This is a genomic window from Solirubrobacter ginsenosidimutans, assembly GCF_027587205.1.
In genome coordinates this window covers 97,195-111,430 of sequence record NZ_JAPDOD010000023.1, presented here as the reverse complement: position 1 = coordinate 111,430, position 14,236 = coordinate 97,195, and the positions used below count along the sequence as shown (strand labels likewise).

Annotated in this window: 17 protein-coding genes; 11 read left to right on the top strand and 6 right to left on the bottom strand. The window is 70.2% G+C overall.

The genetic code is table 11. From position 1 onward, the window contains the following. Positions 1-21: 21 nt before the first annotated feature. The 3 genes from OM076_RS23290 to OM076_RS23280 all read left to right on the top strand — a co-directional run bounded on the left by OM076_RS23290 (position 22) and on the right by OM076_RS23280 (position 2,525). The gene (locus OM076_RS23290; protein WP_270042478.1) at positions 22-672 is read left to right on the top strand and encodes a response regulator; all 651 of its coding nucleotides are present in this window, start codon (positions 22-24) and stop codon (positions 670-672) included. A 187-nt stretch (positions 673-859) separates the two neighbouring features. Beyond that, complete coding sequence (locus OM076_RS23285) at positions 860-1,621, top strand: sigma-70 family RNA polymerase sigma factor (RefSeq protein ID WP_270042477.1); 762 nt, start codon at positions 860-862, stop codon at positions 1,619-1,621. 226 nt (positions 1,622-1,847) lie between these two features. Continuing rightward, positions 1,848-2,525, top strand: a complete 678-nt coding sequence (locus tag OM076_RS23280) for a sigma-70 family RNA polymerase sigma factor (protein ID WP_270042476.1) — start codon at positions 1,848-1,850, stop codon at positions 2,523-2,525. Positions 2,526-2,530: 5 nt separating this feature from the next. Here OM076_RS23280 and OM076_RS23275 read toward each other — a convergent pair whose 3' ends face one another. Then, on the bottom strand, positions 2,531-2,896 hold the full coding sequence (locus tag OM076_RS23275; protein WP_270042475.1) for a Na-translocating system protein MpsC family protein: 366 nt from the start codon (positions 2,894-2,896) through the stop codon (positions 2,531-2,533). Positions 2,897-3,009: 113 nt separating this feature from the next. On the opposite strand from OM076_RS23275, the gene OM076_RS23270 reads away from it, so the two are divergent. Beyond that, positions 3,010-3,405, top strand: a complete 396-nt coding sequence (locus tag OM076_RS23270; protein ID WP_270042474.1) for a Na-translocating system protein MpsC family protein — start codon at positions 3,010-3,012, stop codon at positions 3,403-3,405. Between the two features lie 66 nt (positions 3,406-3,471). Beyond that, the gene (locus OM076_RS23265; RefSeq protein WP_270042473.1) at positions 3,472-3,633 is read left to right on the top strand and encodes a hypothetical protein; all 162 of its coding nucleotides are present in this window, start codon (positions 3,472-3,474) and stop codon (positions 3,631-3,633) included. On the opposite strand, the gene OM076_RS23260 is transcribed toward OM076_RS23265, so the two are convergent. Then, the gene (locus tag OM076_RS23260; protein ID WP_270042472.1) at positions 3,630-4,019 is read right to left on the bottom strand and encodes a VOC family protein; all 390 of its coding nucleotides are present in this window, start codon (positions 4,017-4,019) and stop codon (positions 3,630-3,632) included. The two genes, OM076_RS23265 and OM076_RS23260, sit on opposite strands and share 4 nt — an antisense overlap. A 30-nt stretch (positions 4,020-4,049) precedes the next feature. Beyond that, a complete protein-coding gene (locus OM076_RS23255; RefSeq protein ID WP_270042471.1) occupies positions 4,050-5,051 on the bottom strand; it encodes an RNA polymerase subunit sigma-70 in 1,002 nt (333 codons plus the stop codon). 51 nt (positions 5,052-5,102) lie between these two features. On the opposite strand from OM076_RS23255, the gene OM076_RS23250 reads away from it, so the two are divergent. Further along, positions 5,103-5,942, top strand: coding sequence for a serine/threonine-protein kinase (locus OM076_RS23250; protein WP_270042470.1), 840 nt, complete (start codon positions 5,103-5,105; stop codon positions 5,940-5,942). A gap of 44 nt (positions 5,943-5,986) precedes the next feature. On the opposite strand, the gene OM076_RS23245 is transcribed toward OM076_RS23250, so the two are convergent. Then, the gene (locus tag OM076_RS23245; RefSeq protein WP_270042469.1) at positions 5,987-6,265 is read right to left on the bottom strand and encodes a cupin domain-containing protein; all 279 of its coding nucleotides are present in this window, start codon (positions 6,263-6,265) and stop codon (positions 5,987-5,989) included. 10 nt (positions 6,266-6,275) lie between these two features. Next, a complete protein-coding gene (locus OM076_RS23240) occupies positions 6,276-7,436 on the bottom strand; it encodes an RNA polymerase sigma factor (RefSeq protein ID WP_270042468.1) in 1,161 nt (386 codons plus the stop codon). 97 nt (positions 7,437-7,533) lie between these two features. Here OM076_RS23240 and OM076_RS23235 point away from each other — a divergent pair, with 97 nt between their 5' ends. From OM076_RS23235 to OM076_RS46260, 5 genes are all read left to right on the top strand, one after another. Next, complete coding sequence (locus OM076_RS23235; RefSeq protein ID WP_270042467.1) at positions 7,534-8,043, top strand: hypothetical protein; 510 nt, start codon at positions 7,534-7,536, stop codon at positions 8,041-8,043. 36 nt (positions 8,044-8,079) lie between these two features. Further along, positions 8,080-8,694: an N-acetylmuramoyl-L-alanine amidase gene (locus tag OM076_RS23230; RefSeq protein WP_270042466.1), complete on the top strand. Its 615-nt coding sequence runs from the start codon at positions 8,080-8,082 to the stop codon at positions 8,692-8,694. Between the two features lie 13 nt (positions 8,695-8,707). Next, complete coding sequence (locus OM076_RS23225) at positions 8,708-10,600, top strand: beta-propeller domain-containing protein (protein ID WP_270042465.1); 1,893 nt, start codon at positions 8,708-8,710, stop codon at positions 10,598-10,600. Between the two features lie 337 nt (positions 10,601-10,937). Further along, entirely contained in the window at positions 10,938-12,476 is a 1,539-nt protein-coding gene (locus OM076_RS23220; protein ID WP_270042464.1) for an MFS transporter, read from the top strand. Beyond that, entirely contained in the window at positions 12,473-13,087 is a 615-nt protein-coding gene (locus OM076_RS46260; RefSeq protein WP_270042463.1) for a TetR/AcrR family transcriptional regulator, read from the top strand. The genes OM076_RS23220 and OM076_RS46260 overlap by 4 nt, the downstream gene beginning before the upstream one ends. Here OM076_RS46260 and OM076_RS23210 read toward each other — a convergent pair. Next, positions 13,074-14,228, bottom strand: a complete 1,155-nt coding sequence (locus OM076_RS23210; protein WP_270042462.1) for a ribonuclease D — start codon at positions 14,226-14,228, stop codon at positions 13,074-13,076. The genes OM076_RS46260 and OM076_RS23210 overlap by 14 nt on opposite strands. Between the last annotated feature and the right edge of the window lie 8 nt (positions 14,229-14,236).

The window sequence follows — 14,236 nt, the reverse complement described above, 5'->3', positions numbered from 1 at the left end:
CGGGGGGATATCGTCGCCGGCATGTCAGACCTCGCGGAGGACCCGCCCGCGATCGACATCGTCCTCGCCGACGATCATGAGGTCGTCCGCGCGGGGCTGCGGCTTCTGCTGCAGGGCCAAGAAGGCCTGCACGTCATCGGCGAGGCGGGCAACGTGCCGGACGCGCTGCGGCTGGTCGAGCAGCGGCGCCCGCACGTGCTCGTGCTGGACCTCAACATGCCCGGCCCGTCGAGCCTCACCGCGATCGCGGAGGTCAAGGCGACGTGCGCGGTGGTCGTCCTGACCATGCAGAGCGATCCCGCGTTCGCGCGCGAGGCGCTGCGGGCGGGTGCTCGCGCCTACGTGCTCAAGGAGGCCGCCGGCGCCGAGCTGGTCACGGCGATCCGGACGGTGGCACGCGGCGGGACGTATCTGAACCCCCAGATGGGCGCGCGGATGGCGCTCGAGCTCACCGCCGCCGCGGCGGCGGCGCCCGACGACCTCAGCGAACGTGAGCTCGAGGTCCTGCGCCTGATCGCGCTCGGTCACACCAACGCGGAGATCGGGGAGCGCCTGTTCCTCAGCATGCGCACGGTGGAGACCCACCGCTCGCACATCCAGCACAAGCTGCGCCGGACCACACGCGCCGAGCTCGTTCGCTACGCCCTCGACCACGGCCTGATCGACGCCTGAGTGGTCAAATGTGAGTCAGCCTTTTGGAATGTCAGAGCGGGCACAAATTCAACACCGATTCTAAAATCTTGCACATGGTTGAAGTACCGTCATCACTGGAGGGCATGGCGAGGCGAGGCAAGTCGAGCCGAGTCAGCAGCGCTTCCTGACTTCCGTAGCGACTCATCCGAGCGTTCGGAGGTACCTGTTGTCCGTCCCCAGTTCCGCGCTGACGTGGTCGGCAGACCCTGCGCGGTTGCGCGCGGAGCGCCTGCTGTTCGAGCGCCTCGCGACCGACCCGTCCAGTCGGGCTGAAGTGATCGACCACTTCATGCCGATCGCTCGCCGGCTCGCCCGTCGCTACCAGGGCGGGCACGAAGACCTCGACGACCTCGAGCAGATCGCGGCCATCGGCCTGATCAAGGCGGTCGACCGGTTCGACGTGTCCCGCGGGCTGGCGTTCGGGACCTTCGCCTTTCCGACCGTGATGGGCGAGCTCAAGCGCCACTTCCGCGACCGGGGGTGGGCGATCCGCCTCCCACGTCGATTGCAAGAGCACGTGACACGGATCGACGCGGTCACCACGGAGCTGTCCACGGAACTCGGGCGCTCGCCGACCGTGGCCGAGATCGCGACGCGCTCGTCGATCTCGATCGAAGAGGTCCTCGAGGCACTGGAGGCCGCGAGCGCGCGCCGGGTGGCGTCGTTCGATCAGCCGATCGACGGCGCCGGCCGGACCGTCGACGTCGCGATCGAGGATCCCGGCTTCGACCAGGCCGAGACCACCGCGGACCTCTGGCACCTGATGCGCGTCCTCGGCGAGCGCGAGCAACTGATCCTGCGCCTGCGCTTCGGCGAGGACCGCCTGCAATCCGAGATCGCCGAGATCACCGGGATGTCCCAGATGCACGTCTCACGGCTGATCAGGCGATCACTCGCGCGCCTGCACATCCTCTCCGGCGCCAACTGAGCCGCGAGGGACAGCGACGAGAGTAGTCTGTCTCGTAGGAGGGCATCGTGAGGCGACGTCGTGACTGTGGCAGCGCCTCCTGACTTCCGGAAACGGCTCAACGGAGCGTTCTCGGAGGTGCGCGGTGCCCGGCCACTCAAACAGTCACACCCAGACGTGGTCAGCGGATCCACAACGGCTCCGTAAGGAGCACGACCTCTTCGCACAGCTTGCCGTCGACCCGACGATGCGGGCGGCGCTCGTCGAACGCTTCATGCCGCTGGCACGCCAACTCGCGCGCCGCTACGAACACAGTCGAGAAGATCTCGACGACCTCGAGCAGGTCGCTGCGATCGGCCTGATCAAGGCGATCGACCGGTTCGATCCCGAGCGCGGACTGGCGTTCACGTCGTTCGCCTTCCCGACGATCCTGGGCGAGCTCAAGCGCCACTTCCGCGATCGCAGCTGGTCGGTTCGCGTCCCCCGGCCGCTCCAGGAGCGCGTGTCACGTATCGACGCGCTCACCGCGGAACTGTCCGGTGAGCTGGGGCGCTCGCCGACGGTGACCGAGATCGCCGCCCGCTCCGCCACCACGACCGAGGAGGTCATCGAGACGCTGCAGGCCGCGAAGGCCCGCCACGCGACCTCCTTCGATCGTCCCCGGAACGACAACGGCGAGACGTACGACGTCGCGTTCGTGGATCCGGGCTTCGAGCGGGCCGAGAACGCCGCTGACCTCGAGCACCTGATGGGCGTCCTCGGGGAGCGCGAGCGGCTGATCCTGCGCCTTCGCTTCCGCGAAGACCGGTTGCAGTCGCAGATCGCCGAGATGACGGGCGTCTCGCAGATGCACGTCTCGCGGCTGATCACCCGCTCCATCGAGCGCCTGCACGAGGCCTCGCAACAGCCGGCCTCCGCCGCGTGAGCGCCTCAGGGCGGGTCGGCGAAGAAGAACAGCTCGACCTCGAGGTCCGGGCCGATGTTGTGGCTGGAGATGAACAGGACCACTGCCCGTCCGGAGAGCGTCTCGACCGCGCTGATGAATCGTCCCTCCATGGCGCGCTGGAACGCGTTTCGGTTGTCCTGGACGATCGGGGCGCGCTCGATCTCGATCAGCGTCTTCTCGACGTCGGTGTAGACGCTGCCGAGCACGCAGGCGAGCAGGTCGTCGCCCATCAGCTGGCACTTGGCCGTAACCGGCGGACGGTGGTAATACCGCTCGTGCAGGCCGATCATCGCGTCGGTGATGGCCGACAGCAGGGCTTCACCGTCGAGCGGACCATCTGCAATCGCCACGGATGGCGTCCTCTCTCGCTCTCCCTGGAGCTGACGCGCGCGAGGCGAAGGGCGAGACCCGACGGCGGTCGAAGACGTGACTCTAGCGCTCCCGTGCGGATACGATCGAACCGATGACCGAACACGACGCCCACAGCCTGTACGGCACCCACGGCGACGTGCTCACCGCGATCTCCGACGGCATGGTCGCCCTGCTGAAGGAGTTCTATGGGCGAGGGCCGACCCAGGCCAAGACCTATTACCACGACGACCTCGTGGTCTGCGTGCTGCGCGGCGGCTTCACCCGCGTCGAGCAGACGCTGCTCGACGGCGGGCAGGGCCACGCCGTCATCCAGCAGCGGATGATCTTCCAGGAGGTCATGCGCGAGCGCTTCGAGGCGGTGATCGAGCACGCCACCGGCCGCCCGGTGATCGGATTCATGAGCGGCAACCAGCAGAACCCGGACATGATCTGCGAGGTCTTCGTCCTCAGCCCGACGGACCTCGTCGCCGACCACGAGCTCCCCTAGTCCTTCGGCGACATTCTCACCGTGAGCCCACAGGCGGAACGTACGGTCGCGGGAGTGTTCGCCTGCGTGACATCCCTCGCCGCCAGCCTCCTCTATCTGGCCCCCATCATCGCGATGGTCGGCTTCGTCCTCTACGCGAAGGTCCGCGGACGCGGCGCCGAGCCGGAGACCGACCCCCAAGCCGCGCCCGCGTTCGACTTCGAACGCGACCTCGAGCCGATCGCCTAAGCGCCCGGCCCCGCGGCCTCCAGCACCGCGAGGATGTTGCCCGCGGGATCGCGGAACCACGCGATCGGCGGGCCGTTCTCGTCGCGCGAGACGCCGCGTTCGTCCTGCCCGAAGCCGTCGTAGATCTCCATCGCCACGCCGCGCTCGATCAGCTCGTCGACCGCGGCGTCGATGTCCTCGACCGGGAAGTTCAGGATCGTGTAGGTCGCCGGCTCGAAGTCGGGCTTCGGGTAGACGATCGTGGGCCGGTTGCCGCCGAGCAGGAGCGTGAGCAGACCCATCTCCTCGGCGCCCAGCGCGATGCCGAGCACGGAGCCGTAGAACTCGCGCGCCTTGTCGATGTCGTCTACCGCGAAGCCGCTGAAGGCCTTGGTGTCCTTGAACATGGCCCTAGAGACTCGCGCATCGGCGTGAATTCATCGCTCGTCGAGCACTAGTGGCAGGCCGAACTGCTCGAACAGGGTCGCATCGAAGGTCGTGATCTCGGCGACCGCGCCGTCCTCGACGCGCAGGATGTCGAACTTGAACGCGCGCCACTCGGTCTCCCCGCGCTTGCGCAGGTAGCTCGCCGCGGCGGGCATCCGGTTCGCGCGCGTGGGGACGAGGCGCCACTCGCCGAGGCCCTCGGGGCCGAACGCCGTCTCCAGCAGCGGCGCGAGCGAGTCGCGGCCGTCGAAGACCATCGGCTGCGGCGGCATCGTGCAGCGGATGTCCTCCCGCATCAGCGCCACCGAGGCCTCAGCGTCGCCGGCCTCGTGCGCGGCGATGAAGCCGGCGAGCAGCCGCTGTTCCTCCTCGGAGAGCTCGTCGGACACCCGCCGCTCGGACGGGCGCTCCGGCAGCTCGTTGCGCAGCGTCTCGCGCCCCCGCTGCAGCGCGCTGTTCGCCGAGGCGACGCTGATGTCGAGCAGCTCGGCGGTCTCGGCAGCCGACCAGTCCAGGACGTCGCGCAGGATCACGACGGCGCGCTGGCGGGCCGGCAGCAGCTGGATCAGGGCGATGAACGTCAGCTCGACCGTCTCGCGCGCGACCACGAGGGCGTCCGGCTCCTGCTCGCTCGGCGCGACCTCGTCGAGCAGCCGGTCCGGGTACGGCTGCAGCCACGGGACCTCGGCCTTGGAGGTCAAGGTCAGGACCTGGCGCTTGTTGCGGCGCATCGCGTCGATGCAGACGTTGGTGGCGATCTTGTAGAGCCACGCGCGGACGTTGGCCTCCTCGTTCTGGGCGTCGCGCGCCCGCCACGCGCGCAGGAACGCCTCCTGCAGCGCGTCCTCGGCCTCCTCGAAGGAGGCGAGCATGCGGTAGCAGTGGACATGCAACTCACGCCGGTGCCGCTCGAGGGCCTGTTCGAACTCCGTCGTCATGGCGTTGGTCATAGCGCTCATGCCCCTCTGACGTCGGTTCGCGCGAGAACTCATCGGTCGGTCGTTGCGCGCGTACCCGCGGAAGTGGTACGAACGCACGAGACGATGGACGAACTGACCGTTGGAGCCGCGTTCGCCGATCACGAGATCCTCGGAATCGCGGGCCGGGGCGCGATGGGCGTGGTCTACCGGGCGCGAAATCTCAAGCTCGGGCGCGACGTCGCGCTGAAGGTCATCGCCCCCGAGCTGAGCGAGGACCGCGAGTTCCGGATCCGCTTCAGGCGCGAGTACGAGGCCGAGGTCTCGATCCGCCATCCGAACGTGGTACGGGTCTACGGGGCGGGTGCGAAGGACGGGCGGCTGTACGTGACGATGCAGTACATCGAGGGCTCAGATCTCGGGTCGCTGCTCAAGCGCGGGCGCCTCGAGGCGGCGGTCGCGGCCCGGCTGATCGCGCAGGTGGCCGACGCGCTCGACGCCGCGCACGCCCGAGGCATCGTCCACCGCGACGTCAAGCCCGCCAACGTCCTGATCGAAGGCGAGGGCGACGCGATGCACTGCATCCTCACCGACTTCGGGCTGATGAAGAACGTCAGCTCCGCCGCCGAGCCGCTGACGCGCGCGGGCAGCTTCCTGGGCTCCTGCGACTACGCGGCGCCCGAGCAGCTGCTGGGCGAGCGGATCGACGCGCGCGTCGACGTCTACGCGCTCGGCTGCATGCTCTACCAGGCGGTGACGGGCGTCGTGCCGTTCCCGCGGCCCGTGTCGGCGGCGACGATGCTGGCCCACATGGACGAGCCGCCGCCGCTGGTCAGCGCGCACGCGCCGGACGCGCCGCGCGCGCTGGACGACGTGGTGCGCACGGCGATGGCGAAGGACCCACAGGAGCGCTACCCGACCGCGGGCGCGCTCGGGCGGGCGGCGGTCACCGCCACCCGATCTTGAAGACCGGGCGCCTCACCACCACCCGATCTTGAAGACCGGGCGCCTCACAGCCACTCGGTCTTGAAGACCGGGCTGGCGTGGATGTCGACGGTGATCAGCCGTCCCTCGCCGGTGTTCTTGAACGCGTGCGCCGTGTTCGGCGAAGCGATCAGCGGCGGTTCGCCGCCGCGTACGACCCGCGTCTCGTCGCCCAGCGTGAAGGTCGCCTCGCCCTCGACGATCACGAAGACCTCCTCGTACGGGTGACGATGGAGCTTTGGTCCTTCACCCGGCGCCATGTCGTTGGTGATGACGGACATCGTCTCGCTGTGGAAGTCGGCCATGACCTCAAACCTAACCGGTGGGCGTGGGGGTCACGACCGGCGTCGGTGTCGGGCTGGGTGTCGAGATCGGCGTGGGGGTGCGCTTCGGACGCATCTCCGCGCCACCGCCCGCGACGGCCATCCGCGGGAACACGCTCTTCTTCCGCGTCGCCTTGACCTGCGTCGGCACCGGGGTGGGCGTCCAGGTGGGTGTGGCGGCGGCGTAGACGGTCGCCGTCGGCGTGGCCTTGACCCGGTGGACCTTGCGCGGCGGCTTCTTCTTGGCGTGCTTCGGCTTGGCGAGCGAGGTCGTCGTGAGCGCCGTCGGCGTGTGCCGGGGGATGACGATTACGGCGGGCGCGGCCACCGTGCCGGCGCTCACGGCCGTCAGACAGGCCGCGGTGCACAGCTTCGCCGCGCTCATCTGCGCTTCCCAGGCGGGGTTGAAGGCGATCAGGTCGCGCAGGCGGTCGCGCAGGTGGATGGTGCGGATCGCGAGGCCGAACGGGATCACGAGCGCGACTCGCAGGCGGCGGCGCCGGCGGATCTCGCGGTGGGCGCGGGCGCAGGACCGGCACTCGCGCAGGTGCAGCGTGACGTCGCCGGCGAGGCGCACGCCGCGCGCGGCGGAGTCCTCCATCTGCAACCGGACCGCGTCGCAACCCAGCTCCGCGGCGGCCAGCCGATGCGTGAGCGTGCGCCGCGACCGCGCCACGAGCGACTTCGCGGTGTCCGGCGCGACGTCGAGGGCGTCGCCGATCTCCTCCAGCGACCGCCCTTCGAGTGCGCTGAGGCGCAACGCCGCCCGCTGGCGCTCCGGCAGCTCGCTGAACGCGGCGACGATGCGGCCGAGCTCGTTCGCCCGCAGCACCTTCGCCTCGGGCTCGTGCGCAGCGGCGGCCGCGACCTCGGCATCGAGCGGAACCGCGTCGCGCTCGCGGCGCGTCAGGTCCAGTGCGCGGCGCCAGGCGATCGTGGACAGCCACGCGCGCACGTCGGTCGGCCGGGTGCCGGAGCGCAGCGCGCGATGCGCGGCGAGCAGCGCCTCCTGCACGGCGTCCTCCGCCAGCTCGGGTGAGAAGCGCCGCGAGACGTAGCGCAGCAGCGGATCGCGGTGGCGCTCGACGAGCTCCGCGAACGCGCGCTCGTCCCCCGCTCCCGCGCGCTCGATCAGTCGTTCGTCACGTGCCATCCACCGGACAGACGCAGGATTTCGCCGAAGGTGTCGCAGGTTCTGAAAGTGTTCGGAAGGCGCGACACCCGGGGTGGTCGCGAGCGCTGTTGAGAGTATGCGAATCCCGATTCTCACCGCCGTCGCCGCCCTCTCGCTCGCCGGCACGGCCGCGGCGCAGACCCCGGTCTCCGAGGAGGCGGTCAACCGTCCGGTCAGCGTTGGCGTCTCGATCCTCGACGCCGCCGGCACCACCGTCGACACGCTCAGCTGCGAGTGGTCCACCGGCGGCCCCGGCGACGACGACCGGTCGTGCCTGCGCTTCCAGTCGGACCCGCAGGTCGCGTTCGGCGCGATCGAGGACGCCGGCGGCGTCCGTGCCGAGCAGCACACCGTGTTCGGCGCCGGGGAGGGGGACACCAACGGCGACATGGCGATCAGCTACTCCAAGCGCGCCGACGGCACGTGGCTGATCCGCAGCAGGGGCAGGGTCGACGGCAAGCCGATGCACTTCGGCCGCGTCTGCACCGCCGACGGCCAGTCCTGCGTGCGCTGGGACGCCGACGGCGCGAAGCGCGCCGCCAAGGACGTGCGCGCCGCTGCGTCCAAGCTCAAGAAGCGCCGCTGACCCGGCAGCCTCGGCGGGCATCCCTACGGTGTGGGGATGCTCGCCGTCCTCGCCGCGATCTTCGCGGCTGCCGTCCCCCAGCCGACGATCGTCCAGAAGCCGATCCCGTTCGGCGCCAAGCGCAAGCAGGAGATGGCCGCGTACGCGAAGCGCCACTACGGGATCGATTCTTACCGGCTGACGAATCCGAAGGTGATCGTCGAGCACTACACCGTCACCTCGACCTTCCAGCAGACGTGGAACACGTTCGCGCCCGACACGGCCGACGCCGAGCTGCACGAGCTGCCGGGCACCTGCGCGCACTACGTGATCGATCGGAACGGCACGATCTACCAGCTCGTGCCGCGCTCGATCATGTGCCGCCACACGGTCGGGCTCAACTACACCGCGATCGGGATCGAGCACGTCGGCGCAAGCGACGCGCAGGTGATGGACAACGCGAGGCAGCTCGCGGCGTCGCTGCGGCTCACGCGCTGGCTGCGCTGCACCTATGACATCGGCGTCGACAACGTGATCGGCCACGCGGAGAGCCTCAGCTCGCCCTACCACAAGGAGCGCGTCGCGAGCCTGAAGCACCAGACCCACGGCGACATGTCCCACGCGGCGATGCAGACCTATCGGTCGAAGCTGGCGCAAAAGGGCACATGCTGAGTACTTTGGGCACATGCGAAGACTCGCCGCGGCCGTTCCTCTCATCCTGGCGCTGGTCGCGGTGGACTCCGCGCACGCGGCGCCCAAGGCCAAGCCCCGGCTGAAGGCGTTCTCGTCGTGCCAGTCGCTGGTCGACTACGCACGCCAGGGCGCCCTGCGCACAGACGGCGGCGTGGGTGTGGTCGGGCGCGCGGTGCCGTCGCCGCCGGTGACGATCGCCACGCCGCCGCTCATGCCGGCGCCGACGAGTGACACGACGGTCGGCGGGATCGTTCCGCCCGCGCCCGCCGCCGCCCCCGTCTCCGCTGAAGGCGGGACCGAGGTCGGCGGCACGATCCCGGACTTCTCGGGCACCAACACGCAGGAGACCGACGTTGACGAGCCGGACGTCATCAAGACCGACGGCCGGCGGATCTTCACCGTCACCGACGGCACGCTGCGGGTGATCGACCCGAGCGGCGTGGTCACCGGGACGCTCGCCCTCGACGGGAACGAGCATCGTCTGCTGCTGCGCGGGAACCGCGTGCTGGTGATCGCCAACAAGGGCGCGACCCCGACGAGCGTGCCTGAGGGGGTGGCGATCGCGCCGACCGTCGCCCCGCTGTCCTCGACCACGATCGTGACCGAGATCGACGTGTCAGGTGCGCCGAAGGTCTCGCGCACGATGGAGGTGCCCGGGCGCTTCGTCGACGCGCGCCAGAACGGCGCCGTCGCGCGGCTCGTGATCGACGCCGTCCCGCAGCCGATCATCCCGCCCGAGGGCGAGTCGGTCGACGATGCGGTCGACGAGACCACGCTGGGCGACTTCCTCGGCCGGACCGTGCTCAAGAGCAACCTCAGCGGCAAGACCTTCCGGCGCAACCTGGCGCCGTGCGACGCGGTCACCCACCCGAACCAGTTCTCGGGCCTGGACGTCCTGGCGATCCTGACCGTCGACCTGGACCGCGGCATGTACTCGCTCGACCGCGACGGCGTGATGGCGGGCGCGCAGGTCGTCTACGGCTCGGCGGGCAGCCTCTACGTCGCGAGCCAGCGCTACGTGCGCGCACTCGAACTCGGGACCGACGTCCCGGAGGGCATGCGCACCGAGATCCATCGCTTCGACGTGTCCGATCCGACGAAGACGGTCTACAAGGCCAGCGGGTCGGTCCCCGGCTTCATCCTCAACAGCTACGCGCTGTCGGAGTTCAACGGCGACCTGCGCGTCGCGTCGACCGACGTGCCGCCCTGGCAGCCGGGCGGAACCGCCGTCGCTCCGTCGAGCCGGGTCACCGTGCTGCGCCAGGACGGGGCGAAGCTCAACCAGGTGGGTGCGGTCGGCGGTCTCGGCGAGAACGAGCGGATCTACGGCGTGCGCTTCATGGGCGAGCGCGGCTACGTCGTCACGTTCCGGCAGGTCGACCCGCTCTACACGCTCGACCTCTCCGATCCCACCATGCCCAAGGTCGTCGGCGAGCTGAAGATCCCCGGCTACTCGGCCTACCTGCACCCGGTCGGCGAGAACCTGCTGCTCGGCGTCGGCCGGGACGGCGGGAATGTCAAGACCTCGCTCTTCGACGTCTCCAACCTGGCCGCGCCGCGCGAGGTCACCAACCTGCAGTTCCCGTCCAGTTCGACCTCGGTGGAGGCCGAACCGCACGCGTTCCTGTTCTGGGCGCCGAAGAAGCTCGTCGTGATGCCGCTGCAGTCCTACTCGCCGCCGTTCACCGGCGCGGTCGGCATCCATGTCGAGCCCAATGCGCTGAGCGAGGTGGGCCGGATCGTCCACCACGTCGACGCCCGGCCGGAGAACGCACCCGTCGAGCGCTCCCTGGTGATCGGCGACAAGCTCTACTCGCTGTCGTACCTGGGGCTCTCGACGACCAGCGTGGACACCCTGGCCTGGCAGGGCTACACGGTCTTTTAAAGAGGGGCGCCGCGGCGGCCGGAGGAGAGGGAGTTCCGGCCGCCGCGGCTATGTGAGGGTCGCGGCAGGATTGAGAGGGTCGCCGCGAATCAGTGTGTACTGCCACCGGCCCACGCCATCACAGCGAAGAGCGCGGCGGCCGCCAAGGCCAGGAGGGTCGGGAGGGTGTCGACCAAGGCGGTGAGCACGTTGATCATCTTGGAGCCCTTCCTCAAGCGTGCGGTAAGGCGACTCTCAAATCTCGTTAAGCGCTTCCCCAGTGCCTCATTAAGGGTCCGCGCTCGTATTTCGATACGAGACGCTTGCGTTTCTTATCTCGATGGTCTACCGTCGAGATATGAAACGGACTAGTCTCGTATCGAATTCTTCGCCCGACCCCCGCCGCTGGTGGACGCTCGCCGTCCTCTGCCTGTCGCTGCTCGTCATCGGGCTCGACAACACGATCCTCAATGTGGCGCTGCCGACGATGCAGCGCGACCTCGACGCCTCCGCTTCGCAGCTGCAGTGGATCGTCGACATCTACATGCTCGTCTTCGCCGGCGTGCTGCTCACCGCCGGCTCGCTCGGCGACCGCTTCGGTCGTAAGCGCGCGCTCAGCACCGGCCTGCTCGTCTTCGGCCTCGGCTCGCTCGGTTCAGCGCTCGCGAACTCCCCCGAGCTGCTGATCGTGATGCGCGGGCTGATGGGCATCGGCGGTGCGCTGATCATGCCCTCGACGCTCTCGATCCTCACCGCGACGTTCCCCGCCAACGAGCGCGGGAAGGCGATCGGCATCTGGTCCGGCGTCTCGGGCATCGGGATCGCGATCGGGCCGGTCGCCGGCGGGTGGCTGATCGAGCACGCCAGTTGGAGCTGGATCTTCCTGGTCAATCTGCCGATCGTGGTCGGCGCGCTGGTCGCGGGCCGGTTCCTAGTGCCGGAGAGCCGTGACGAGGCCGAGCCGCGGCTGGACCCGCGCGGCTTCGTCCTCTCCTTCGTCGCGCTCAGCTCACTCGTGTGGGGCCTGATCGAGGCGCCGTCGCGCGGGTGGGCGGACGGCCTGGTGCTCGCCGCGTTCGTCTTCTCCGCCTTGATGCTGGCCGTCTTCGTCGCCTGGGAGCGGCGCGCGCCGGAGCCGATGCTCGACCTCAAGCTGTTCCGCAACCCCCGCTTCAGCGCCTCGAGCGTCTCGATCTCGCTCGCGTTCTTCGCCTTGTTCGGCGTGATCTTCTTCCTGACGCAGTACCTGCAGGAGGTGCGCGGGTACTCGGCGCTGGATGCCGGCCTGCGCACGCTGCCGGTCGCCGCCGGTCTCGTCATCGGCGGGCCGCTCTCGGCCAAGCTCACCGAGCGCTTCGGGATCCGCGTCGTCGTCCCGTTCGGGCTGACCGCCGTCGCCGGGGCGCTCTACCTGCTGACGTTCGCCGACGCGACGTCGGGCTACGGCCTGATCGCGGGCGCGCTGGTCGTGCTCGGGTTCGGCATGGCCTCGGCGATGGCGCCCGCCACCGACGCGATCATGGGCTCGCTGCCGGAATCCAAGATGAGCGTCGGCTCGGCGATCAACGACACCAACCGGGTCGCGGGCGGCGCGCTCGGCGTCGCGGTGCTCGGCTCGCTCCTGGCCAGTGGGTACCGTTCAGACATGGACTCGGCCGTCAGCGCGCTGCCGCCGCAGGCGCGTGAGCTCGCGCAGGATTCGCTCGCGGGCGGCCTCGCCGTGGCGCAGCGCGTCGGCGACGGCCGACTGGCCGCCGCGGCGCAGGATGCGTTCGTCTCCGGCATGCACACGGCGGCGCTGGTCGCGGCCGCGGTCGCGCTGGCCGGCGCGCTCGTCGCGGCGATCTTCCTGCCCTCGATGGAACGCGCGCCCGCGCGGGAGGCCGTGACCGCGTGAGCGCCACGGCGCGCGACGACGCTTCTCCGGCGCGGCCGCCTGGACGGCCGCGCTCGGCCGAGGCCGACGAGGCGATCGTGCGCGCGGCGCTCGCGCTGCTGGCCGAGGACGGCTATCGCGCCTTGACCATGGAGCGGGTGCGCGAGCGCTCCGGCGTGGGCAAGGCCACGCTCTACCGGCGCTACGGATCCAAGGAGGAGCTCGTGCGCGCGGCGATCACGCACCTCAACAGCGACATCCCGATGCCGGAGGACACCGGCTCGGTCGCGGGCGATTTCGCCGCGACGGCGCAGACGGTGCTCGCCGGCGCGGCCCGCACGGGGGCGCTGACGCTGATGCCGCGGCTGCTCGCCGAGGTCGTCGGCGACCCGGAGATGCACAAGCTCTTCTCCGAGCACCTGGTCGAACCCCGCCGGCGGGTGGTGCGCGCGATCGTCGAACGGGCCAAGGAGCGCGGCGAGATCCGCTCCGACGTCGACTCCGACCTCGCGGTCGACCTGATGGTCGGCCCCATCATCTACCGGCTGATCATCTCCGGCGGCGACGCGGCCGGGATCGGCAACCCGGCCGAGATCCTCGGCGCCGTGCTCGCGGGGCTCAGGCCTCGCTGACCTCGACGCGGCCGCCCTCGCCCACGCCGAGCGTGCGCCGGCCGGCCAGCAGCTCGAGCAGCTCCGCGCCGACGAGCTCGCGCCGCCAGCCCTGCAGTGTGCGGACGTCCGGCTCCGGCTGGCCGCGGCGGGCGGCGACGACCACCGGGGAGAGATCGGCGCGCGCGGCGATCAGCTCGTAGGCGAGCCCGGCCGCCTGCGCGCGTGAGCGGACGAGCGACTCGGCCAGCGCGATGGTGGGGCCGTCGACGGCCTCGGTCGCGGAGCGGTCGCCCTCCTCGAGCTTGATCGGCTCGGCGTGCAGGCCGCGCTCGATCGCCTCCATCACGTCGTCGCCGCGGCGGCGCACGACGTCGGGGGTGATCCCGCGGATCTGCGAGAGGTCGCGGCGGCCCTTCGGCTGGCGCTTGGCCAGCTCGACGACGGTCGGGTCGCGGAGGATCGCGCCGACCGGCCGGTCCTCCTTGGCCGCGGTGCGCTCACGCCAGCCGGCGAGGGCCTGCGCGACCGCGCGCTCGCGGGCGTCGAGGCCGGAGACGCGCGGCAGCCGGCGCCAGACCTCGTCCGGGTCGCGCTCGTCGGTCGCCTCGGCGATCGCGACGCACTCCTCGCGCGCCCACTCAAGCCGCCCGCGGGCGATCAGCCGTTCCTGGATGTTGTCGGCCAGCGGCATCAGGTGCTCGACGTCGCCGCGCGCGTAGGACATCTGCTCGTCGGTCAGCGGGCGGGCGTCCCAGCGCGTGAAGCTCGCGGTCTTCGGCAGCCGGATGCGCAGCACGTCGTGCAGCAGCCCGTTGTAGCCCGCCTGGGCGGAGAACCCGGCGAAGCCCGCGGCGACCTGCGTGTCGAAGACGTTGGTGAACGTCGTGTGCCACTCGCGTCGCAGGATCGCAACATCCTGGCGGCCGGCGTGGAGCACGATCTCGATGTCCGGGTCGGCCAGCACTTCGGCCAATGGCGTCGGATCGAAGGTGTCCACGATCGGGTCGAGTACCTCGACCTGCTCGCCGACGACGATCTGGACCAGGCAGAGGAGGGGCTTGTAGCGCCCCTCCGGCATGAACTCCGTGTCGAGTCCGAGTCGTCCGTGCTCTCGCGCGGACTCTGCGAGGCCGTCGAGAAGGCTTTGAGTCACCTGCATCCTTGCGC